This window comes from Motilimonas eburnea, from assembly GCF_021295345.1.
Lineage (GTDB): Bacteria > Pseudomonadota > Gammaproteobacteria > Enterobacterales > CBDFNC01 > Motilimonas > Motilimonas eburnea.
In genome coordinates this window covers 1-20,136 of sequence record NZ_JAIMJB010000036.1, presented here as the reverse complement: position 1 = coordinate 20,136, position 20,136 = coordinate 1, and the positions used below count along the sequence as shown (strand labels likewise).

24 protein-coding genes and 1 pseudogene are annotated in these 20,136 nt (G+C 43.0%); all 25 read right to left on the bottom strand.

Going from position 1 to position 20,136, the window contains the following annotated elements; translation table 11 throughout:
* Positions 1-117: 117 nt before the first annotated feature.
* Entirely contained in the window at positions 118-726 is a 609-nt protein-coding gene (locus K6Y21_RS20695) for an RNA-guided endonuclease InsQ/TnpB family protein (RefSeq protein WP_233073841.1), read from the bottom strand.
* A 163-nt stretch (positions 727-889) separates the two neighbouring features.
* A complete protein-coding gene (locus tag K6Y21_RS20690; RefSeq protein WP_233073840.1) occupies positions 890-2,452 on the bottom strand; it encodes a TraU family protein in 1,563 nt (520 codons plus the stop codon).
* The gene (locus K6Y21_RS20685) at positions 2,449-2,907 is read right to left on the bottom strand and encodes a DUF1525 domain-containing protein (protein ID WP_233073839.1); all 459 of its coding nucleotides are present in this window, start codon (positions 2,905-2,907) and stop codon (positions 2,449-2,451) included. The genes K6Y21_RS20690 and K6Y21_RS20685 overlap by 4 nt, the downstream gene beginning before the upstream one ends.
* Positions 2,904-5,762 carry a conjugative transfer ATPase gene (locus tag K6Y21_RS20680; RefSeq protein WP_233073837.1) on the bottom strand — a complete coding sequence of 953 codons (2,859 nt, stop codon included), beginning with the start codon at positions 5,760-5,762 and terminating at the stop codon, positions 2,904-2,906. The genes K6Y21_RS20685 and K6Y21_RS20680 overlap by 4 nt, the downstream gene beginning before the upstream one ends.
* 2 nt (positions 5,763-5,764) lie before the next feature.
* Entirely contained in the window at positions 5,765-6,217 is a 453-nt protein-coding gene (locus tag K6Y21_RS20675; RefSeq protein ID WP_233073835.1) for a TIGR03751 family conjugal transfer lipoprotein, read from the bottom strand.
* Positions 6,180-7,682 carry a TIGR03752 family integrating conjugative element protein gene (locus K6Y21_RS20670; protein WP_233073834.1) on the bottom strand — a complete coding sequence of 501 codons (1,503 nt, stop codon included), beginning with the start codon at positions 7,680-7,682 and terminating at the stop codon, positions 6,180-6,182. The genes K6Y21_RS20675 and K6Y21_RS20670 overlap by 38 nt, the downstream gene beginning before the upstream one ends.
* Entirely contained in the window at positions 7,666-8,529 is an 864-nt protein-coding gene (locus tag K6Y21_RS20665; protein ID WP_233073832.1) for a TIGR03749 family integrating conjugative element protein, read from the bottom strand. Before K6Y21_RS20665 ends, K6Y21_RS20670 begins: the two co-directional genes overlap by 17 nt.
* On the bottom strand, positions 8,529-9,170 hold the full coding sequence (locus K6Y21_RS20660; RefSeq protein ID WP_233073831.1) for a PFL_4703 family integrating conjugative element protein: 642 nt from the start codon (positions 9,168-9,170) through the stop codon (positions 8,529-8,531). The genes K6Y21_RS20665 and K6Y21_RS20660 overlap by 1 nt, the downstream gene beginning before the upstream one ends.
* Positions 9,163-9,579 (bottom strand): DUF3487 family protein, encoded by a 417-nt coding sequence (locus tag K6Y21_RS20655; protein ID WP_233073830.1) that lies wholly within the window; start codon positions 9,577-9,579, stop codon positions 9,163-9,165. The genes K6Y21_RS20660 and K6Y21_RS20655 overlap by 8 nt, the downstream gene beginning before the upstream one ends.
* A gap of 9 nt (positions 9,580-9,588) precedes the next feature.
* Complete coding sequence (locus K6Y21_RS20650) at positions 9,589-9,945, bottom strand: DUF2976 domain-containing protein (protein ID WP_233073829.1); 357 nt, start codon at positions 9,943-9,945, stop codon at positions 9,589-9,591.
* Positions 9,946-9,949: 4 nt separating this feature from the next.
* On the bottom strand, positions 9,950-10,285 hold the full coding sequence (locus K6Y21_RS20645; RefSeq protein WP_233073828.1) for a TIGR03745 family integrating conjugative element membrane protein: 336 nt from the start codon (positions 10,283-10,285) through the stop codon (positions 9,950-9,952).
* Between the two features lie 16 nt (positions 10,286-10,301).
* A complete protein-coding gene (locus tag K6Y21_RS20640; RefSeq protein ID WP_233073827.1) occupies positions 10,302-10,532 on the bottom strand; it encodes a hypothetical protein in 231 nt (76 codons plus the stop codon).
* The gene (locus K6Y21_RS20635; RefSeq protein WP_233073826.1) at positions 10,532-10,834 is read right to left on the bottom strand and encodes an integrative conjugative element protein, RAQPRD family; all 303 of its coding nucleotides are present in this window, start codon (positions 10,832-10,834) and stop codon (positions 10,532-10,534) included. The genes K6Y21_RS20640 and K6Y21_RS20635 overlap by 1 nt, the downstream gene beginning before the upstream one ends.
* 137 nt (positions 10,835-10,971) lie before the next feature.
* Positions 10,972-11,262: a hypothetical protein gene (locus K6Y21_RS20630; protein WP_233073825.1), complete on the bottom strand. Its 291-nt coding sequence runs from the start codon at positions 11,260-11,262 to the stop codon at positions 10,972-10,974.
* The gene (locus K6Y21_RS20625) at positions 11,259-11,969 is read right to left on the bottom strand and encodes a TIGR03747 family integrating conjugative element membrane protein (protein WP_233073824.1); all 711 of its coding nucleotides are present in this window, start codon (positions 11,967-11,969) and stop codon (positions 11,259-11,261) included. The genes K6Y21_RS20630 and K6Y21_RS20625 overlap by 4 nt, the downstream gene beginning before the upstream one ends.
* Entirely contained in the window at positions 11,969-14,275 is a 2,307-nt protein-coding gene (gene traD, locus K6Y21_RS20620; protein WP_233073823.1) for a type IV conjugative transfer system coupling protein TraD, read from the bottom strand. Before traD ends, K6Y21_RS20625 begins: the two co-directional genes overlap by 1 nt.
* Entirely contained in the window at positions 14,272-14,949 is a 678-nt protein-coding gene (locus K6Y21_RS20615) for a PFL_4695 family integrating conjugative element protein (RefSeq protein ID WP_233073821.1), read from the bottom strand. The genes traD and K6Y21_RS20615 overlap by 4 nt, the downstream gene beginning before the upstream one ends.
* On the bottom strand, positions 14,946-15,530 hold the full coding sequence (locus K6Y21_RS20610; protein ID WP_233073820.1) for a lysozyme family protein: 585 nt from the start codon (positions 15,528-15,530) through the stop codon (positions 14,946-14,948). The genes K6Y21_RS20615 and K6Y21_RS20610 overlap by 4 nt, the downstream gene beginning before the upstream one ends.
* On the bottom strand, positions 15,499-16,320 hold the full coding sequence (locus K6Y21_RS20605; RefSeq protein WP_233073819.1) for a TIGR03759 family integrating conjugative element protein: 822 nt from the start codon (positions 16,318-16,320) through the stop codon (positions 15,499-15,501). Before K6Y21_RS20605 ends, K6Y21_RS20610 begins: the two co-directional genes overlap by 32 nt.
* Complete coding sequence (locus K6Y21_RS20600; protein ID WP_233073818.1) at positions 16,317-16,601, bottom strand: hypothetical protein; 285 nt, start codon at positions 16,599-16,601, stop codon at positions 16,317-16,319. Before K6Y21_RS20600 ends, K6Y21_RS20605 begins: the two co-directional genes overlap by 4 nt.
* Positions 16,598-17,482: a hypothetical protein gene (locus K6Y21_RS20595; RefSeq protein WP_233073817.1), complete on the bottom strand. Its 885-nt coding sequence runs from the start codon at positions 17,480-17,482 to the stop codon at positions 16,598-16,600. The genes K6Y21_RS20600 and K6Y21_RS20595 overlap by 4 nt, the downstream gene beginning before the upstream one ends.
* Positions 17,482-17,895 (bottom strand): PFGI-1 class ICE element type IV pilus protein PilL2, encoded by a 414-nt coding sequence (pilL2, locus tag K6Y21_RS20590; protein ID WP_233073816.1) that lies wholly within the window; start codon positions 17,893-17,895, stop codon positions 17,482-17,484. The genes K6Y21_RS20595 and pilL2 overlap by 1 nt, the downstream gene beginning before the upstream one ends.
* A 471-nt stretch (positions 17,896-18,366) precedes the next feature.
* The gene (locus K6Y21_RS20585) at positions 18,367-19,188 is read right to left on the bottom strand and encodes a PFL_4669 family integrating conjugative element protein (protein WP_233073815.1); all 822 of its coding nucleotides are present in this window, start codon (positions 19,186-19,188) and stop codon (positions 18,367-18,369) included.
* On the bottom strand, positions 19,160-19,804 hold the full coding sequence (locus tag K6Y21_RS20580; protein ID WP_233073814.1) for a DUF2857 domain-containing protein: 645 nt from the start codon (positions 19,802-19,804) through the stop codon (positions 19,160-19,162). The genes K6Y21_RS20585 and K6Y21_RS20580 overlap by 29 nt, the downstream gene beginning before the upstream one ends.
* Before the next feature lie 216 nt (positions 19,805-20,020).
* Positions 20,021-20,136, bottom strand: a pseudogene (locus K6Y21_RS20575) (IS30 family transposase); the annotation flags it as partial.

Here is a 20,136-nt window from a genome sequence, read left to right as displayed (position 1 = left end):
ATGAGGAAAATGCAGAATAAATTGACGCAAGTCGATCACTCAAGTTAGTTTAAAGGAGGTTCTACAAAGAAGAATAAAAGTGATCGGCATCGATGTTATTGACCGATCGACTTCATGTTAATACGCAGGATTATCGACTTTCTCACCGCTATCTGTGATGAATAGGTTATTTAAACCTAAATCAATACCAACCGTCTTAGCGGTTACAGGCATTGGTTTAGACTCAAAACGACATAGCATAGACACAAAGTATCGACCTGCTTTGTCTTTGCTTACGGTTACTGTGGTTGGTGTGCTAGGTAATTCACGCGACCATCTGATATTCAAAGGCTCTTTTGATTTAGCAATGAATAGCTGCCCATCACGATATTTGAATGCAGAACTTGCAAGCGTGATGCTTTGCTTTGCATGTTTCTTTTTGAATTGTGGGTATCTAGCGCGATTGTCCCAAAAGTTTTTGAATGCGGTTTGTTGGTGGCGTAGTGCTTGTTGCAGAGGAACGCTAGATACTTCCTTTAACCATTCTGTTTCTGGATTCTTTTTCAGTTCAGTTAGCCTTGCACTAGCTTGGTTGTAGCTGATTGACTCACCATATTTGTAGTAAGCATCAGTTCGCCAACGCAAGATCGCATTGTAAACAAAACGAGTACAGCCGAACGTCTTAGCTAGAAGTTCAGCTTGCTCATTGGTCGGGTAAAACCGTTGTTTAATTGCGATCTCTTTCATGGCTTACAAAATACAGGTGGTTTATGTAAGATTCAAGCTCTAGTTTTAGCGCGTTGCGCTAAAGCCTTACATCCCCGACCTAAAGGACGGGGTTTTTCGGCTAATTTGATAAAAATTGGATAATAAAAAAGCCTCATATAGAGGCTTTTTTATTGGGGTTGGGTTATGTACCGCCGCCACCGCCAGCTTGACCACCGCCGCCGCCAGCACCACCTCCGGTTGTTGGCCTGTAATCATCAAAGTCCACATCAGAAGTTACACCATCTGGCCAGCCATTTGATTCAATGGTCGCTTGGCCGCTTAGGTTTTGAAGATCTTGCATAGATATGTCTGTTTCATTCTCATATCCCGTAGCGTTTGGGTTGGTTTGAAACTGTGTTGACACATTAACCGAAGCGGAAGTGCCTGAATTATCGGTTAACCTTATATCTACATCAGAATTTGAACTTGCCCACTTAATCTTTCCAAGGTATTGGGAGCGGCTTGGTTTGATACAGCATTCATACTTTCGCCATAGAGAGTACAAGTAGTTACCTGCATTACTTCTTCGCTTCTCTAATTCCTTATTTATCGTGACACCATTAACCTGCTGTTGGGTTTGCTCAAAGTCAGGAAAAACATAGCAAGCATCCCCTTTCTTTCGAGGGTAGTTTTGTTGCCATTTTCCGGTGTTCGCATCAGTTCGATACACACCGACATTAATGTTTTGATTTGTTAGATTGTCATGAATGGTTCCGGCATTATCTTGCTTTTTAATCTCATAAGGGGACGCTTCAAGCCACTGATAATTTTTCTTACCTGATGGCAACTTCTCATAGATCCGCCCTATTTGATTATCTCGGGTGATGATATGCGCTACTCGGCTGGCGACCATACCACTCGCTCGATAGTGATCGGGGTTACTTGTGACGCCTGTTCGTGGATACAGATAATCCCATTTATCCACTGATAAATTGGTTGTATTGTTAAAATAACCAATACGAGTACCGCCTGACAAATCCATATTAAACGTGCTGCCGCCAGCATCAATCGCCATTCTCAGGGTTTCAATCACGCCATAACGCCACTCAATAAAATCGGCGCTCGATGAGTAATAAGGCTTTGCTGGAATGGTTCGCATATCACAAAATGGCACCATGCCCATAGTCGCTCTGGTAATCGCTTTTTGCGCTTGGTTGACTAGCGCGGCTTCAGGATGGCCTAGCGCGAGCGCTTCTTGATACACCCCTGCCTGTTCTGCGGCTGCGGTTTGGCTTGTAAACCCCTCAACAGTGTTAAATAAGCCACCTGATAGCGTGCTTAGTTGGTCTGAAATCGTGGTTAGAAGTGACTGGATCATACCGGTAACACCACCAGCCAAATTAGACCAAGTAGTAGGAAAAGGGGCGTTATTTTTCCCGCCGCCAGCCTTGTTTTGCTCATCAGGCGATTGGCTCATTACGGCTATCATGGTATCGGGGATGTAATGCTTCGCAATCGGCGTCGTGACCACTTTACAGCCCCAAATGCCGCATTTTAACCAAATACATGCACCGATAAATTCGTAGTCGATGCAGCTTGTATTAATGCTGTCATTGATTACATCTGATGAGCTTGGATAAAAAGGTTTATCGACTAACTCTGAACTTGCAAAGTCTCCTGCTCCCATCGCGTTATTGAAATCGTCTAAGCTCGCATTAGCATGGACACTTAGTGTCAGTAAGCCAATGAGTAATAGATTTTTCACTGTTGCCCCCTCTTACTGCGGTAAATTTCAATTGCTCTTGGTAAGCTTTCTCCATAGATCACATATTGATGATCAAATACCACAGCCGGTACTTTGCTAATTCCAAAGTAATCAGCTCGAATGAGGTTGCGCCAACCCGCTTTCATAAGACCGTAATAGTGATTGCGTTCCTGTACGGATTTTTGGTTGATTAAGTTGGTCGCATCGGCAGTGGTGGTCACTTCCGACATTCCCATAGAGAGTTTTTCTTCCACTTTATCAAGTAGGTTAACTCGATAAATATGGATATTCTTACTACTGGTCGTGCTGGTGTCCACCGGCACACCAGATAGCTCAAAGACTTCAACACTGTTGAACTCGCATGATTGAGTGCATGGCGTTATCGTACTGGCCGCAGCACAATTTGATAACGCCAGCATAGACAGAGCACTAAGGCTGACTAAAGACTTGATCATTTTCTCAACCCTCGCGCTTCATTAATTTGTGCAGCAATCATTAGCGCAGCATCGACTTCGCTAATGCCGTGTTCTTCCATTAACTTAGCTCGGTCTGCTTTTTCATAACCTTCGGTCATCGCCAAAGCCAAGAACAAAGACGGCGGCACACTTCTAAAAAGTTGCTCTATCTTGGTGGAAATAATGGCACCTTCGGCATATTTTTTCGGCTCTTTACGAATAGAGAGCAGTAGTTCTTGTTGCTCAGAAGACAGCGTTTTGAACTCAGATATTTCTTCAATTTCCAATGTGGATGTGCCAAGACAAATCCAAAACTCAATCATCTTAAGTAGCTTTTCGGCACTGGCTGGAAAGTCACCACAGTTTTGTGTTGCTGCCCACCACCAATAGTTGAGCTTACGCCACATCTTTACAATTTTTACAGCAAATGGAGCCAACAGCGGGTTAGCTGTAATTAAGTGAGCCTCATCGGTAAGCATTAGCCCCATACGGCCTGTATGCTGAAACTGCTCTGCGCGAGCGTTAATTTCAAGCATCAAAGAGGTGTAGGTGACGGCCAGTTGAGCCTCACGGCCTTCTTGTGCCAACATACCAAGGTCAACAATGGTTACATCGGCATCAGTCCAAGAGAAACCGGTGCCGTTAAAGAGTTTGCCATCAAGACCTTGCGTGTAATAAGCCATACTCGCCCCCATTTCTCGCAGACGAGAACGCTCATTTTCTGGCAACGTCTGATCTTGAGAGGCTAGCATTAGCGCGTTGGCCACATCTTGAGTCTGGCAAATTCTGTCTTCTGATAGGGCTTTTTCTGCTGCTTGGATGATACAGTTTCTTAATGTAAATCGGTTAGCGCGAGAAAACTTGGCAACTTCGCTCGACTCACCGCCTGTTATCATGAGGCGAGCGATAATTTCTAGCTCACCTAAAACATCACGAGGCTCTTTGTCATCATATGAAACTTCGTCAACAATATCGGTATCACTAACGGAATCAACACTCTGCCTTTGGTCTAACGCTTTATAAGCCTCAGCAAATGGCGCAAAGTTAAGACCCGCTTCGATTTCAGCCGGTGTTACGCTCATGCGCTGCACAGTTAAGCCAAGTCGCTCAAAATACTGAGCCAGCAAGCCAAACGAGTTACCGGCTTCAACCAAGTACAACCTTGGCCTATGTACCGCCATGATGTGCGCAGCAAACGTGGTACAGAAAACAGATTTACCGGAACCCGTAGAGCCTAGAATTACACCGTGGGCGTTATTCGTTCTGTCGTTGCTGTTAAAGGGATCGGCCATGAACAAATCACCACCTCGGTTAAATCCCATTAAACCAGCGTGACCCGTTCCTGACGCCCGACCAAAGAACATGCTCATGTTGGCGGCATGTTGTGCAAAACAGAGTCGGTGATAGCGATAGCGCTTATCTGCCAGCGGATCAAAGTTCATTGGCAGGTGTGTTAGGTAAGCGTGGTTTTGCATGGCATCATCACGGTCACGAACCACCTTAAATCCGCTCAACATAAGAACTTGGGCGGTTTGTTGAGTGCGCTTTTTAAGCTCTTTTAAATTCTTTGCGCGGATATAAATACCGCTGCTCACACGAACAACTTTTTGATTAGAGCCCATGTAGGTACGGGATCTTTCTATTTGCTCTTGTGTTCTTGAAGACTCCGCAGTTTCACCTTTTGATTTTCCATCTAGCTTATTCAAATGGGATTCAACTGAACTGGAAGCTTCGATAACGATGGTGAGCATGGTTATCGAGCCTTCTGGCAAACGGTCAAGCATACACCTTGCACCGCCACTGCCTTTTTTGGCTGTTCTGTCCCTGATTTCCCCCGTCAACAAGCCGATTTCGGGCGTAGATTTTCGAGATGCACAACGAATAAACCGGTGTGGCATATCGTCAAAGTACCAACATGAGTTATCTGGATCAGATGCGGGGGGGGTATAAAGTAAAGACTCGGCCAAATCCGTACCAAAAGGTAGGTCTTCATTTTCGGGATAATCGCTCATGTTGTAGAACAGTTCGCGGTCGCCATCGGTCAACTCTGGATTTGGATTAAACCAGCGTAGCATCCAGCCGAAAAATTCTTTACCCGTATCTCGGGTAAAATGACACTCCGTTCTAAGCAGGGCTTGTTCGATTTGTTCACACACCTCAGTAAGCTGTTCAGTTGGTGAAAAAACCTCTTTCGCTTTGCGCTTCTCACTTTCGGTACAACGGCGATAGATCACCATCTTTGTTTCTTGAACTTTACCGCGCCAAGGCTCACCGGTTACGGCGTTATCGGTAAAAATACCATCAGGATTTGATACCCCGCGCAAATGCGCCTCTAATTCCTTGAAGTATTCTTCGGTGTATTGTGTCCCCTTTGCATGGTCTGCAACATAATCACGCAAAGCAGGAATAGCTCGGTATAGCTCGTCAGAATCGTAAGTGTATTGCTGCATCACCCACTGACCATGATGAATTTCATACTCATCAAGCGTAGTTTGCAGGATATTTTGTATCTGATCTCGCCGAGCGATAAGCCAATCTTCGCTTCGCCCTTCTGTTGAAATGGGCTTAATAGTGTAAACCGCTGCCACCGAAAAACCATCTTCTAACAAAAACTGCTGTTCTTCTGGTAGGTACTCCATGTAAGGCAAGCGATCTGCAAAACTGTACTTCATTCTCCGGTAAAGAGCACGATAAGCCGCTTTTGTTTCGGCTTTATGCTTAAACTCACGATGATTAATTAGCTCTTTTTCTTCACCGGATTTTGGCTGCTCTACAGCCGCTTTTTCTTTGGCAGGCTTTCTCTGATTAGGTGGAACAAAGAGCGCTTGATGAATACCATCAATAATTGCTTTCATGGTTATTGTTCCTCCGTGATTTCAGGTTTTTCTACTGGCGCTGGCGCAGGTCTGCGCTGGTTTTCTCCGGCATTAAGATTGCGCTCTCCGGCAAGAGCATATTCATCACGTTCATACATCTTGAATTCTGTTATGTAAGCTGGCACTGGCACTCGTGACGAGGTGCTTAAGTGAGCTTTAACGTACATATACATGGTCGGATTCGGGAGCAAATGAAAATCTGCTCTTGGTGTATTGTGCAAAGTGTATGCCCAACCATCTACTTCATCGGTTGTCGCGGGTCTTTCTACTACATTTTGTGTTGATGTGTACGACTGGCCATTTACACCATCAGCGCCTTGTTGATAAATATCCTGCATTGTAGTGCTGCTCTGAGGTACAACATCTTCCTTTGAGCTACAACCAAATAGAGCTATATTAATCAAGAGAGCGAGTGCGATTTTTTGAGCTTGCATAATGAGATACCTTTCTTCCTGCTGGGTTGTAATCAATTGGGATTTCTTTTTGGATGTGTACTGCCACCTTTTGTCCAAGCTGAACAAAAATGGCATCAAACGCATTTTGCTGTCTTGCATCAAGCCATTCCGTTGTTGCCTCTGTTCCTGCGGCTAAGGCTTCACCGGCTGCATACTTACCTTTATCACCGTCCACTCTAGACGTTGTATTACCTTCGGCACTGGTAACGTTTGTCGTTTGGCTTGCTGCATAAGCGCTTGCTGCGGCGGCAAAGGCCGATACGCCGACTTTTTGCGCTAAGTATTCAGGTGCGTTAGAAATGTACTCACCCGAAATACAAGGCACACCTTGAGCATCAGAGATAAAACCGAGTGAGCCAGTTTCTTCCTCGCTGTCTCTGGTATTAACTGTCTGAATAGTGCCGTCATTAAAGGTATAAGTGAGTGAGTTAATGGAGCCGTAAGCACATTTGAGCGTGTAATCGCCGGTTGCTGTGCCAGACACTACAATTCGGTCAATGTTTGGTATTTTGATGCCATTCGTAGCAAGATTTTCCTTTCCGATAAGGATTTTGAATGGGAATGGGTCTTGCACCGTTCCGTCCATCGGAATACGGCCAATTATCGCCGTCATGTTAACGCTGGCCATCAGGGTTGCGTTTTCAGGAATAGTGTAATGGGGGATAGGCTTGGGCTTTTCAGCTTTCTTGGACTCAATACCCGTTAAGTCTTCACGACTTTGATCAATGTCCTGTAACACGCCAATATCGGATATTTTTACATCAGGAAAAGATACAATTTCATTTCCCTCTCTGTCTGTTGTGACTTTTCTATCAACCGGCTCAATCCACATCAAGTCATCACCACCAAGGCCGCCGATAATCGGACTGGTTTTGTTTTGCTTAGCGGGACGACTTAATTCACCATTATACGTTGGCAGTTTTACCTCATCGGGTAACTTTAGGTTAAGCGGCATATCTGTTGACGCAGTTAAGCCAAGTTCAGCCAACATTTCTTTTTCAGACGGATTTTTTTCAACCGGCACAACAATGGTAGATGGATCGCCGTAGGGAACATCATCTTTTTTAGCTGTGGTTATTTCAATTTGCTTTTCGCTCTCAGCCATTTTCAGCTTATCTTCGATAAACGCCGTCATTCGCTGCTCAATGTTTTTCAGCTCGACATTTTCAGCCTTGAGTGTATCAACCTTGCTCACCGCTTCTTGAGCTTTCTTTTCAGCTAACTCCGTTCTTCTCAGTAATGCGCGAATGGTATCTTCCGGTGTATCACCTGTTGCACCAAGTAAGGCTCGCTCATCTTCACTAAGGGACGACTGAATATCTTCAATAGAGTTCTCTTTTGCCGTGGTGAGTTTTTTTTCATCACCACCCAGCATAACAACGGCAGCAGCGCCAAACACTGCAACACCTACGATAATCGGAACAACATTATTTGATGAAGCCATTATTAGTACCTCCGGTAGATTGTTTTTGTGCTTGCTTACTTGGCTGCTTGTTGACGGTAGGCAAGGTATAAAGGGAGGCTTCAAACGGCTGGTTAGTGACCAAATACAACATGCTTGTATCGCCTATTTGCCCTTTAGGTGTAACGTATCCGTGTTGGAAAGTAGCGTGTGTGTAATCTGCATTAATATCGCTGTATAGGAAGTTCTGCTTAAAGTAAGTAATGTTTGAAACCTTGATAGCAGTAACGTACAAATTACCATTCGCTTGCCATGAAGCCACTGGCGTCATGTAAAAAAGCCTATGACTACGACCCATCATAAGATCAGGTAGATTTACTTTGGCGACACTGGTTCTTTGAATGCGGTTATCACTTTCTCTAAGTCTTGGCGGCGCATAAAATTGCTTCGCGGCATAACGAGTTATTTCAATGGGTGTTACAGGCTCTACGTCTTCATAAGTGACTTCACTGGCACTATCAACATAGCTGCTAGTGACGCTCACTTTCATGTCTTCTTGTGAAATTTTCCCAGCCTTGCTACTTGATACCACATCCATCAGTACAATTTGGCCTGAGTCAATGAGCTGTATTTGGATTCGCTCATTCTTAATATCACCTGATGATTTAAGATATACAGCGCCTTCGGCTGACATTACTCTGAGCTTATCTTGAAGGTGCGGGGGCATCCCCACTCGCACGTTATCAGGAAAATAAACAATGCGCTCAACATCATTTTTAAGGATCAGTTTTATGGGCTTTCTTTCCCATGTAACCACCTCGGTTGCCAATGCTTGAAAGGACGTAGCCATTGCAGCGGCAATCGCTGCTATCTTAAGTATTTTTTTCATTATTTAATTCCACCTTCAATTTCTACATCTAGCAATTGTCTAGGCTCGCTTGCTAGGTCTGCGATGATCAGACCGTAGGGATTACATGAACTCTTAAATGGAGATTCTTCAACTAAGAGGGAGTAACGTAATGGCACGTTTTTAACCATTTTTTGGTCAAAATATTCTTTAAGGACAACATCAATATTAACGACCCATGTGCCAGCGCCTTTACTCAGTACGCGCTCTGGACGATAGTTGCGACCCGCAATACTTGATATAAACCGACTTCGGCCACTCACTTCGCCATTTTTAAGCTTTTCTTGGTAAACCCCATTCATGGTAGAAATCAAATCAGGCGATAAAAAACACCCCATTGTTTCCATGTTTTTAGGGTGTTCTGTTGCACCATCAGTCATCCACTGGTTAGCTTGTTGCCAAATGTAAAAAGCGGAGGAATAGATGTGATGGGCAGGTACTTCATTGATGTTATAAGTTGCCCCTACACGTATATCTGGAGGGTAGCGCAGAGTGATTTCATCTGGAGCAGATTTCCAACCTGACCATAAAAAATAAATGACGATACAAAGAATACCTATGACCGCCCACTGTGATTTGATATGTAAGTCGCGCGCATCAATATCGCGTCTAAGTTTACTCATCGTCTTCTTCTTCCTTCTGATAGATCCGTTTTAATTCACTTGAGCGCTCGGTATCCCAACAGGACTTTTCAAAGATATGGTCGTAGCTACCTATTTTGATGCCGTGCTTCTTCATCAATTTAACTTCTAATTCGGCATAGACTGATTCTGAATCCCTGCCATTTCTTTTCTTAAATTTGAGCCATTTGGAAACCAAAACCATGATTACTAATGTCAATACAAAACCGATTGGAATCCCCAATATTGGACTGATACCAAGCATCAACAACGAAATCATGGCTAATGGAATAGCTATCGCAGCACCGACACCAGCAGAAATAAATAATTCAGTCTGCGTAAACCCTGCAACGATGGTTGGCTCGTAATCCATTCCATCAAGAAGGAAGTCAATTTCTTTTTCTTGGCTCACGTTTTTCTCCTATGGAGTAACTGGGCTAACTTGCCCGCTAACGTGTATTATCGAATTGGCAATATTGACGAGATAAATGGCAAGCGAAAGCAAGCCAGCTCCAACGACAACTTGCAGTAACAACTTGCCCCATGTGCCACGCCCTTCTTTTATATCGCTATAGCTTGAAATGGTGTTTTTCACGACAACGCCAAAGCCACCAGCGCATAAAACACTCAATAACAAAGTAACCGTCACTGATATATATACGGTAATATTGTCGGTAACAGTCGCATTGTTAAAAGAAGCTGGAACAATCCCTGCGTAACCATAAAAGCTTAAAAAAAAGGCGCTCGTAAAGAACGCCATCTTACCTAGATATTTCATATGGCTATGCAAATATGCCGTTTGCTTGGTTGAGCAGGTAAAGCGCGACTGTCAAAATCAAGCCGCCAACAATGACGTGCATCCCCAATCCACCCCAAGTACCTTTACCATCTTGAATTTCACTGTATGCACCAACGCAGTTTTTCACGGTGACGATAAAACCTACGGCACAAAGCGCAAGCAAAACCAACGCCACAGTTTCCTTTAGATACCCTTTAACCTGACCTGTCACGTCATTTGCAGCGACAAGAGCAGCGTAGCTATCATAAGCGAATAGCACTGTAGATGCAGATGCAGCCTTTAAAACGGTAGACGTTTTGGCCTTAAATTTACTAAACATAATAAATCCTTTTTAACTAACTGAATGTAAACAATAAAAAACTCAATATAATTAAGCTTCTTAACATAGGAATTGTTAGCTCTCGCACCTTAGTACCAGAGCCAAAAGCTTCATAGAAGCCGATAACTGTCCATGTGAACCATGCAAGAACAATCGCTTGCCCCCCCATCCTGACCAACAAATCAAGGTCAGCAACAAAACTTCCACCCAATGTGTTAGCCCACGCAGAACTCATTTTCTGATCCATCACTTGTACTCCCCATATTCATCAGAAATAGGCTCTATCTCCGCTGGCTCCAATGGTGATTCAAGGTAATGAGTGATTCCTGAACGGATTTTGTTTACATCATCGGTAAGCTGCTTGTAATCGAATTTGTGCTTGTAGCCAGTCTTTTTTGACTGTTCATCAGCTTCGGCAATCAGCGTATGCAGTGCCGCTAAATTCGTTTCAATTTGCTCTAGTTTCTCTCGCTCAAGCCAAACATTTGCTAACGCTTGGGATGAGAGGATAGATGATGTAATGACTAGGCCGAGCAGTATCTTTTTCATAGCTTCGCGTTGTTGTTGGTGTTGATAACAAAGGTACTCTTTGTGAAAATTAAAAACATAAAAAAGCTGGCACTTGTTTGGCGTAAAGTGCCAGCTTTTCATGATTTCTTTATAAGAAATTTTTATTAGGCAGGGCGCTATCTGGCTGGGTGTAAGGTAGCGGCAAAACAATACTTAATTTTATTGTCACCTCGGCTCTTGTCGCACTGCTTTGAAAAGTAGTCCTTTGCTTGTTCACGGCAAAACCGCCGCTCTAAGGTTCCCTTGGTGTATTGACGACATACACTTTCTTGGTCGATGACGTTCTTTGCTTTCATCTTCCAATCAAAGCGATACCGCTTGTTTTTCGCATCTTCATAGCCACCGGCATTAACGCCAACACTTGCAGCAAAAAGGCACATAGCCAAGAACATACTTATCTTCATCATAGGTATTTCTTAAACGAGCTTGAGGCAGTTGAAAGCAATAATGCCGTGATGATTGCGCACGGAATAACAATAAAGTTCGGATGCACCGAAACCGGTAACGATAAGTACGCTATCCAAGCAATAGCAAAGCTTGGAAAAATAAACGCCTTCGATGTGTGATAAATCAAGCCTGACTCACGGCCACCGCTCCATTTTCTCACATCACGTTGCGTCAAACCGTCAACGATACCAATCACGGCAAATAGTGCAAACATAGGTATCGAGAAGACCAAAATAACAAGTCTCATAAGGAAGATCTGAATGATGTAAATGGCTGCAATGAAGTATTCCATAAAGTAATGACTAAAGGCTTTCATGTACTTCTGGATCGTGTTCGTTTCTTGGGCATAGCTCGCCGCCCAATTTTGAAAACGAGCAATGTCGGCCTGACCAACGACATTGCTTTGCCAATAACCAAGCACCTGATTAGCAGAGTGTGCAGGACTAACAATAAGGCCATGCTGAAAATCCTCATGAAGATACTCGTACTCATTCACCATCATGTTGTATGCGTGTTTGCTGCCTTCTTCTGGCCAGAAGAAGGCCATGCCGACCCATTCCATGCAAATTGACATAATGATGGAAAACAATATGACTAGGAATATCTTTACAAGAAGCGGGGTTCGCTTCACCGTCTTGTCGTGAGTTGTTTTTTGTTCCTTGGCCATTATTCAACCTTCTCAGTCGTTTTAATTTCATTGCTTTGCAGTGCTTTTTCCCAATCTATGTCATCATTTTCCTGTTCGGATAATTTGCTTAACTTGCCATCACTTTGCTCATTTTCTGCACCAGAATTTGATAAACGGTCATCAGTGAGCATTTTCTCAATTTCCGATGTGGAATTCTGCGCTTCTTCTATCTGCGTATCACTTTCATCTGAGCCGTAATCATCACGAATAACGTGGTTAGGTACGTCATTCCACCAAGCGTCAGAAGTGCGATAGTTGGACTTCATTCGCTCAGCCATTGTTTTTAGGTTCGGCGGTAAGCTGGTGTCCGATTCTTCTAGCAACGGGAATCTCAACTTAAGCAGCTTTGCGCCTTCCACCAACGCAAATGCTTGACCCTTTGGCAAATTGATAATGCTGCTTGGTTCAATCATTGGTACATTCACTGTGCTTATCCGGTCTTCGTTCTTGGACGTAAAGTGAACATCATCGCTTGGTGTTGAGCTGTCATTCACACCAGAAACTTGCGTTACTTGGTTAATAGATACTTCCGGTAACTGATTTGTCAGCAACTCGGCGGTGTCTGCTGTTTTAACCCGCAGCATAATGATGGTGTTAAAGTTACCTTCAATCTGCCTTGCTTTGGCTGCATTACCGATCCGCGCCTCAAGGTCGCTTCGCGTTTGAGTGTAAGCAGTAACATGAACGCCACTACCACCGGCCTTGTTCAGAAGGGGCACAAATTCATCACCGGACAATTCGTTGAACTCATCTGCGTGAAGGTAGATTTTTGGCATTTCGTTTGCCTTGCCGCCAATAATGCCTTCTTCTGTGCCGACCTTGTATAAGTGACCCGATGTTGATACCAAGTCAGAAAACATTGAGTTCCCTACGGCACTGGCCACATCGCCATCGGTCATGGCATCGAGGCCAATGTAGACAATCGCCTTCTTACGAATTACCGACATCCAATCAATAATTGGCCTTGGATCTTTTACATCAAGATAATCGGGGCTGATTAGTTCGGCCATACGACCTGATGTTAATTTCTCTAACAGAGGTAGCAGGGAAGCAGTTAGCTTATCGAAATAGGTTTTGTCATAACGTACCGCAGAGCGCAAACCCATAATAACCGGATCGAATATTTCATGTTCGGTAAAGTAGGATTCAAGCGCACAGGTGCGATGGCTTCGGCCTTTCATGTTTGGCGGTGGCGCTTTCATGCTTCGCTCTTTGGCACCAATAATCGCTTGCCAGCCTTCGGTCTTTTTGCCTTGGCGAGCAAGGTAGGTTTCCGAATAACGAATAAACAGCGGTTCAATATCCACAATGTATTTCAAGATTTGTTCGTAATCGGGTTTTTGGCCAAGCTCCACCAGCGCACGAGCCACAATGTTGATAAATCGCCATGCAAACTCTTTAAATGCTGCGCTGTTACCTTCCGCGCCTAACTGATTGCTGATTCGACTTGCAACTTCTGAAATCCGCGAGAACGACCCGACAGCGTTATATCGAGCTGAAATATCAGGAAAGCCTAGGTGCATGACATAGAAATCATCTTCTCTGCCAGCCGCCTTTGCTTCGGCGTACATTCGCATCATTAGACCCGCATCACCTTTAGGATCAACACAAATTACAGAACCGTCACCTCGGGCTATATCTTGCGTGATAATCACCTCGGCTAGACGGCTTTTACCTACCCGTGTAGTGCCATACACCACGGTATGACCTACCCGCTCACCAAGATCAGAGTATTGGTCTTTTTCATTTGGCTCTACGCCGTGAATTAGGGTTGAGCCGCCGAGTGGTGGCAGCTTCCGCACAGGATTTAGCGCAATATCAAGCTTGGTTAGACTGGCAATAGGTTGTAATAGCTTGTTGTATTCAGAGCGGCGTTCAACTTCTCGTGCAAAGTTATACAGCCAACTTGGTTGTATGTACTTTTCCGCATCGGAGCGTTTACAGTCCCACAACCGCTGAGTATGTTTTTGTCTCCACTCAAAGCCTTTGCCAATCCATAAGTTATTTTTCGATGTAGGTACTTCCGAAGTTTTCATAGCAAACGGTTTTAACCGTAAAAGATTTTTCTGATACTGGCGAACCGTCATGCCTTGTTTGAACCGGTATCCAGAGAATGCAAGCAAGAATGCACCACAGCCATAACCAACTGAGGGAGTCATCATGATCGTATGAGGGGCGGTAAAAGCCACTACAGAGCCACATGCAGCCGTGATTGCTGAATAAAACTCAACCGGCGGTCTTAGCATGGCCTCAATTGGCGCGTCTTTATTTAAGTTAAAAATCATTGGTGCGCCCCGCTTTTATTCAATATGACTGGATAAACAAGTAAGCCAAACTCATCTACTAAAAAGTCAGCTTTGCTCGGAACGATAAGCGCGGTTGGCAGCAACGTTCTCAGATAACGAATATCATCAAGAGAGTTAGCTTGTGCAACTACCACAGAAGCCCCTATACGCTCTATTTCAGCCGCATTTAAGCGAACCCACTCCAACGAGTAGGGATCTGTCCCAACGATAGCGAGAGGCATGACTAGGTTTGGTATCGGCTTATTGAAGTGACGCCGTGGTAAAACACCGGCTCTAAGTGTTTCCGTATGGAATGGAAAGCGAGTTATCACCTGATTGGTTAGGTTGCTTGCATCAAACTTCATGTTCTTAAGCTCTTGAGCTGATTTCATGATGCTCTTTTCAATGGCTCTTTTGTCGATGGTTTTAGCTGCTCGCTCTATGGGGGTTGTATTGCCGCCATCATGCAAGACCACCACATTTGCGCGGTGCATCTTCATTATTTCGTCAGTGATGTTCTTTGCTTGCTGCTGAGTCAAGACAGGTTTAGTGAACAAGCTCGCGTTAACCGTGCTGTCATTTATTGTATTGGTGATTTCAGTTTGCGAGTTTTCAGACGCATTGGCGGCGCTTAGTGTTAATAACGCCGTGGCTATCATTGTTGTTCTCATCATTTGGTTTGTACCTGCTGTGCCTGTAGCTGCTTTTGGATTGACACCCAATGGCGGTAAACGCCTTTGCGGTAGCGATTGGCAAACGTCTTATTGCTTGGATGGTGATAGCGCCCTGCTGCTTCTAGCCAGCTCTTTGAGCGTTGACGTTCTTCCTTTAGGATTTCGGCAGACTTGTTGATGTTTACTGTTGGAATGAACGCTTGATAGCAATCGGCACCGAATCGTTGCCTGTGCCATCGCCAATTAACCTGACCAAGACCAACATCAAACATATAGTCTTTGGCTTGGTGAAGTTTCTCACATGCTTGTGCTGCATCCGTTAAAGATTTGAAGCGATAGGGTTTGCCTCTGTGATTAATAGTCCACGGCCAAGGGGTGACTTTACCGCTTTGAAGCTTAAGCACGGATTCTTGATAGGAAATGGCGAGAAGAAGTGACGCCGGTACTTGGTGCTTTCTGGCCACTTCCTCATAAAGCTTGGGTATGGTGTAAGGGCTTGCTTGTGCCTTTAGGGAAATAGAAAGCAAAATAACAAGCGCCTTAATGCCATTATTTCTTAGTAAGATATGGATAGCTTTCATTTTGTATCTTCCCGTTCTGTCCGACAGTGATCTTAGCCGGTAGCTCTCTTAGTCCGAGTTTCATGAATTTACCCGAGTCGTAGTTCAGCGTGATTTTGCCGCTGTTGACCAAATCGGTGTCTACGCCAACATCGGAACTGAACTTATAAATATCTTCATCGGATTCTGCGCCAACGATGTAAATATCCACTTTGGTAGTTTTAGAGGCGGTGCGTAGCGAATCTTTTATGTACTCAAGGCATTCATGGTCACAGTTAACACTTGAGAAAAGGGCGATAACCGATTTATAGGCCGGTTCACCATTTTTCTTGGTTGGCATGATTAATGGCATGTCACCGAACATATCTTTTGCCACGCTTTGTCTGGTGCGCTCAAATGCCAGCTCTTTTTCAATTCGTTGAGTTTCTAGCTTGAGCGAGATTGTGGCGTACTTGCGGCGTTCTTCTTCGGTTGTAGCTTCAACGCCAAGGGCTGTCACTGGATCTATGTCTTTGCTCCAGATGCCTCGTGGCGTGAGTTTCATTAGCGCTTTGTACTTAACCCAATCTTCAAGGGTTAAGTTCCATGATGCAGCTTGTACCGCTTCAATTTTGGTTAATCCCATTGATTCAGCGTTGGCCATCATGCTTTGGGTGTTGGCTGACTTTAGGGTGCTGCTTAAAATGGCTACTTGTGTGTTGTTTATATCCGTAATGGATTTATCAACGTCTTGTTCGCTGGCCGCGCTCACGCCAAATGAATACGACATAATCATTGCGGCATAGGTGGCTTTATATTTATTATTAATCACTGTTCGCTTTCCTTGTTATTGGTGTTGTACTGATAAAGTTTTAACTGAGCTTCGGCTAGTGCCGTGTCTTGTCTAACGCAAGTGTTATTGTCTTTATCGTAATATTCTCTGTTAGACCATTCGCCGCTCAAATCGGCAAACACGACACCACTCTCTTGTTTCAGCTCATCTAACTGACAAACATCCACATCAATAAAATCCTCAACTTTCTTTTCTGGGGTGCTTGAACAGGCGGATATTACCAATACAGAAATAACGGGAATCAATTTCAGGTAATTCATTTAAGACTCCATGTTCTGCCGTCTTTAGCTACTGATACTGAGCTGTTACTTTTGTCAACTTTGGTAAATGTATAGCCATCGAAGGTGTCGCCTTCAAAAATTGATTTAGTTGCGCCATTTGATGACTGTAATGTAGCCATCATTCTCCCACCCCAATTATCTATTGAGAAAAGAGTAAATCCATTTATAGAGCTTAAGTATTTAGCATATACAATTGGCGGCTTACTTCTATTAGCCTTGGCTGTATTTAATTTCACAGGCTTGGTTGCTAGCGTTGTTTTTGTTAAATTTATCTTTGGTGAATTTTGTTTGCTAACACCTCCATCTTTCATAAATTGAGAAACGGCTTTTTCAATTTTTGAATCTATAGATTCACCAATGGATTTTGCTTTATTCGCATCACCCGCAATCAGCCTCATTGAATTTTCAAGAGACTTTATTCTTGAATCATTTTCAGAGTATGATACCTCAAATGACTTTAGCTTATCTTCAAGGTCTGAATTATTCGCTTTCACGAGGTTGATTGAGTCGCTAATTTCAGACTGTTTTTTAATTATAGAATCCTGCTTTCTCGAAATTTCTGAAACCTGTTCTTTCAATGCTGCATAATTAGTTAGCTCATCCGTTTTTGACTTAATCTTTGAAATAGACTGTCTTAACTCATCTATTTCTATCATGTACTGACTTTTAGCTGACTCAATATTCATCTCAGTATATTTCCTTGAGTCATCAATATAACTAACAACCCAAGCGGAGGTTACTGCAAAACCGGTAACGGCAAGTGCACCTATTACCGCATAAGAAACAACCCTAAGTGGCATTTTCTTTTTTTCTATTTCTTCAATTTTATTTTCAATTGACTCATCGCTAACTTCGCTCATTAGATCCCCCCTAGCTTTATTTCACTATCAAAAGTCACTTCCCTTCTGATTGGATCGACAACTAATGTGTATGGTTGCCCCGCTAGCGCCGTTATTGCGTTTCTCACTGTGACCATTTTGAATTGGCGGTGGACGTAGGGAATTTCTTTCTGGTAGGTTATTTTAATTTCTGGATCTGATTTACTTAGTGGCAACAGAGTATAACCAGAGCGCATTAACACATATTTAATAGCGCCTTCCACTGTAGTTACCGATGGCGGTATTTTTATATCAATGACTGTTTCAAGTGGGTGCTTTTGCTCATAACGAACATCAGGGTTAACTATTGAATATCGGCTTAGCCTAATATCTTCTGCGGAAATTGACGGGGCTGAGACAGCTAACAATGTCATCGCCAGTAGAGTTTTTTTCATTACACGCTCCTTCGGTATATTAAGCGTGTATTGTCCTGCTATTGGTTTCTTACCGTCTATGATAAAGCTGGCACTTGTGGCTGGTGGAGGGTTAACTTTTTCGTGAAATTTGTAGCTAAACTAATCCCCCCTCTTGCAGGTTTAGCCTTCTGGCTTGGCCTTAAGCTTATATTTTTATTACGTGAATTATCTACTACCACCTAACTTTTTGGCTCCACAGTGGCACTCTGTAAACAAAATGAAATAATGGCAAAAAGTTCTGTTGCCTTAAACTGCGAATCTACCAGGGATACGCATTCCAGAAACACCAACCCAACACTACAGGAAGCTATTAACAAGAATTTTATACCAATGACTTGAAATATAACGTTGTTTTCAATTATTACTCTACCTAATATCAAATATTCAGAACCAGCAGTACCATCTATTTTATCCTATAATACATGTCATATTGTGTTTTGCTTACTTCTCTTACCTATTATCAAGAATTCCAGTAAAATCAGGCACTGACAGAATGGCAGGGGCCAACGGACTTCGTTTCGTCCCATTTATAAATTCTACGGGTAGTTCAATGTTCGACATCATCGCAAACGCTTTTTTCGCTCTAGTACTATTTAACTTAACATCATCACGAGTCACCTCTGTTTTTTTGAATCGGTGAACTAAGTTAATCACCCGCCTAATTCTTTTCTTTGCTTTAAAGACAGCGTCACGTGCGTTAAAATCACTGATCAACGAACAATGTTTACCAAGTAATATAAGCTTTACCAGCTCATCTACTTCCAACACTAAATACACTAAAACAAATCCGATTCTAGAATTTATATTTAGGGGGATATTTGCCGGTTCAACTGAGTAAGTTTGAGTCATCGACATTGCCGAAGGGATTCTATCGGAAATATATACATTGAGGTTATCCACTTGTACTTTCACCTCGTGACGTTCAAGATTTATAGCTTCATGAAGCTGATAAAAAACATAGTCCGCAAAGGGATCATCTTGCTTAATCGCAGCCTCTAATTCTGTCGCCAATTTAAAGAAGCTAGGCACCCCCATTACAGAGTGTATAACCTTACATTTATTTATCTCAAGTTTTCTTTCTTGCTCCGCTTGCTTCCTCGTTTTACCAACCCACACACTATATATCTGCTTAGTCTGGAGACTTATTGACACCTCTGACGTCAACGCTCCAACTTTTTCATCTCTCGCCTTCCTTTCTCTTTGAGTACCTTCTTCGCTTACTTTAAAAACCTTTTTTTCTACATTACCCAAACTGAGTTCCAATTCGCTCATATCCTTCAGCCCTTACTCTATCCTTCTTTTCTTTTTCAAGCCTCTTGTATTCAACAAGACAATTATAGATACCATTTATGTCATATTTCGTATCTTTATGAATGGCGTATATAACACTTTTCATGTCACCAATTTCATTTAGCTCATTGCTTAAATATGTATTAAGAACATCTAATTCCTGCTCTTCATCTAACTTCTTATACCTTCCGGTAAAATAACCTATATCCATTTTTTTTCTTTCTTTCTGGCAGCGCTTACTCCCATAACCAAACAAATCTTTCATCATAACATTTCCGGCACCAGCCTTTATGTATTCTTCAATTAATATGCTGGATTTACATGAACCTACCTCTCCCCTTACTTTACAGGCTAACCTGTTCAGTATTTCTTCCACAGGAGCTCTTGATAGTATCTCATACAACACAGATTGGATTGTACGATTTAAACTCTCCCCCTCCAACTCATCTAAAAACATCGCCACCTCGTCACATTTCAATTGATAAGGCTTCATTGACTTTCTTTTTAACTGATATTTTAGTTCAGCGATACAACCACTGGTCATAAACTCTAATAAAACAGAAGAAATAGCAGCAGAGTTATCTCTATCTGTGTTCATTTCCACCCCCTCCAGGAAAAAAAATCACAAAAAAAACCATTAAAAACAACATTTAAGGAAAAGCAGGTAAAACACCAAACCACTCTTTTACATGCTATTGAATTAGACCACTTCTCATTTACTTCTCCTTAGGCTATCAACAACCTAAAGAATAAAATTTTCAAAAACCAGTTAACTACTCCCGAGTTCAACTGCGAAGTGCGAGACTCTCCAATATCAAGCAGCTAATGCCATTGCTTTAAATACAAGGGCTGGCTGCTTGAAGCCTAAACACTTTCTTGGCCGATAATTTATCCGCGATAAAGCGAACTCGATATCGATGTCCGTCACCG

What these genes read in the sequence shown, in the direction of transcription:
- pilL2 (WP_233073816.1), bottom strand. Translation starts at nt 17,895, where the DNA reads ATGAAAAAAACTCTACTGGCGATGACATTGTTAGCTGTCTCAGCCCCG.
- K6Y21_RS20670 (WP_233073834.1), bottom strand. Translation starts at nt 7,682, where the DNA reads ATGGCTTCATCAAATAATGTTGTTCCGATTATCGTAGGTGTTGCAGTG.
- K6Y21_RS20695 (WP_233073841.1), bottom strand. Translation starts at nt 726, where the DNA reads ATGAAAGAGATCGCAATTAAACAACGGTTTTACCCGACCAATGAGCAA.
- K6Y21_RS20675 (WP_233073835.1), bottom strand. Translation starts at nt 6,217, where the DNA reads ATGCAAGCTCAAAAAATCGCACTCGCTCTCTTGATTAATATAGCTCTA.
- K6Y21_RS20625 (WP_233073824.1), bottom strand. Translation starts at nt 11,969, where the DNA reads ATGGCCAAGGAACAAAAAACAACTCACGACAAGACGGTGAAGCGAACC.
- K6Y21_RS20630 (WP_233073825.1), bottom strand. Translation starts at nt 11,262, where the DNA reads ATGATGAAGATAAGTATGTTCTTGGCTATGTGCCTTTTTGCTGCAAGT.
- K6Y21_RS20600 (WP_233073818.1), bottom strand. Translation starts at nt 16,601, where the DNA reads ATGAATTACCTGAAATTGATTCCCGTTATTTCTGTATTGGTAATATCC.
- K6Y21_RS20635 (WP_233073826.1), bottom strand. Translation starts at nt 10,834, where the DNA reads ATGAAAAAGATACTGCTCGGCCTAGTCATTACATCATCTATCCTCTCA.
- K6Y21_RS20585 (WP_233073815.1), bottom strand. Translation starts at nt 19,188, where the DNA reads ATGAGCGAATTGGAACTCAGTTTGGGTAATGTAGAAAAAAAGGTTTTT.
- K6Y21_RS20650 (WP_233073829.1), bottom strand. Translation starts at nt 9,945, where the DNA reads ATGAAATATCTAGGTAAGATGGCGTTCTTTACGAGCGCCTTTTTTTTA.
- K6Y21_RS20580 (WP_233073814.1), bottom strand. Translation starts at nt 19,804, where the DNA reads ATGAACACAGATAGAGATAACTCTGCTGCTATTTCTTCTGTTTTATTA.
- K6Y21_RS20665 (WP_233073832.1), bottom strand. Translation starts at nt 8,529, where the DNA reads ATGAAAAAAATACTTAAGATAGCAGCGATTGCCGCTGCAATGGCTACG.
- K6Y21_RS20595 (WP_233073817.1), bottom strand. Translation starts at nt 17,482, where the DNA reads ATGAGCGAAGTTAGCGATGAGTCAATTGAAAATAAAATTGAAGAAATA.
- traD (WP_233073823.1), bottom strand. Translation starts at nt 14,275, where the DNA reads ATGATTTTTAACTTAAATAAAGACGCGCCAATTGAGGCCATGCTAAGA.
- K6Y21_RS20615 (WP_233073821.1), bottom strand. Translation starts at nt 14,949, where the DNA reads ATGATGAGAACAACAATGATAGCCACGGCGTTATTAACACTAAGCGCC.
- K6Y21_RS20645 (WP_233073828.1), bottom strand. Translation starts at nt 10,285, where the DNA reads ATGTTTAGTAAATTTAAGGCCAAAACGTCTACCGTTTTAAAGGCTGCA.
- K6Y21_RS20660 (WP_233073831.1), bottom strand. Translation starts at nt 9,170, where the DNA reads ATGAGTAAACTTAGACGCGATATTGATGCGCGCGACTTACATATCAAA.
- K6Y21_RS20610 (WP_233073820.1), bottom strand. Translation starts at nt 15,530, where the DNA reads ATGAAAGCTATCCATATCTTACTAAGAAATAATGGCATTAAGGCGCTT.
- K6Y21_RS20640 (WP_233073827.1), bottom strand. Translation starts at nt 10,532, where the DNA reads ATGGATCAGAAAATGAGTTCTGCGTGGGCTAACACATTGGGTGGAAGT.
- K6Y21_RS20685 (WP_233073839.1), bottom strand. Translation starts at nt 2,907, where the DNA reads ATGATCAAGTCTTTAGTCAGCCTTAGTGCTCTGTCTATGCTGGCGTTA.
- K6Y21_RS20680 (WP_233073837.1), bottom strand. Translation starts at nt 5,762, where the DNA reads ATGAAAGCAATTATTGATGGTATTCATCAAGCGCTCTTTGTTCCACCT.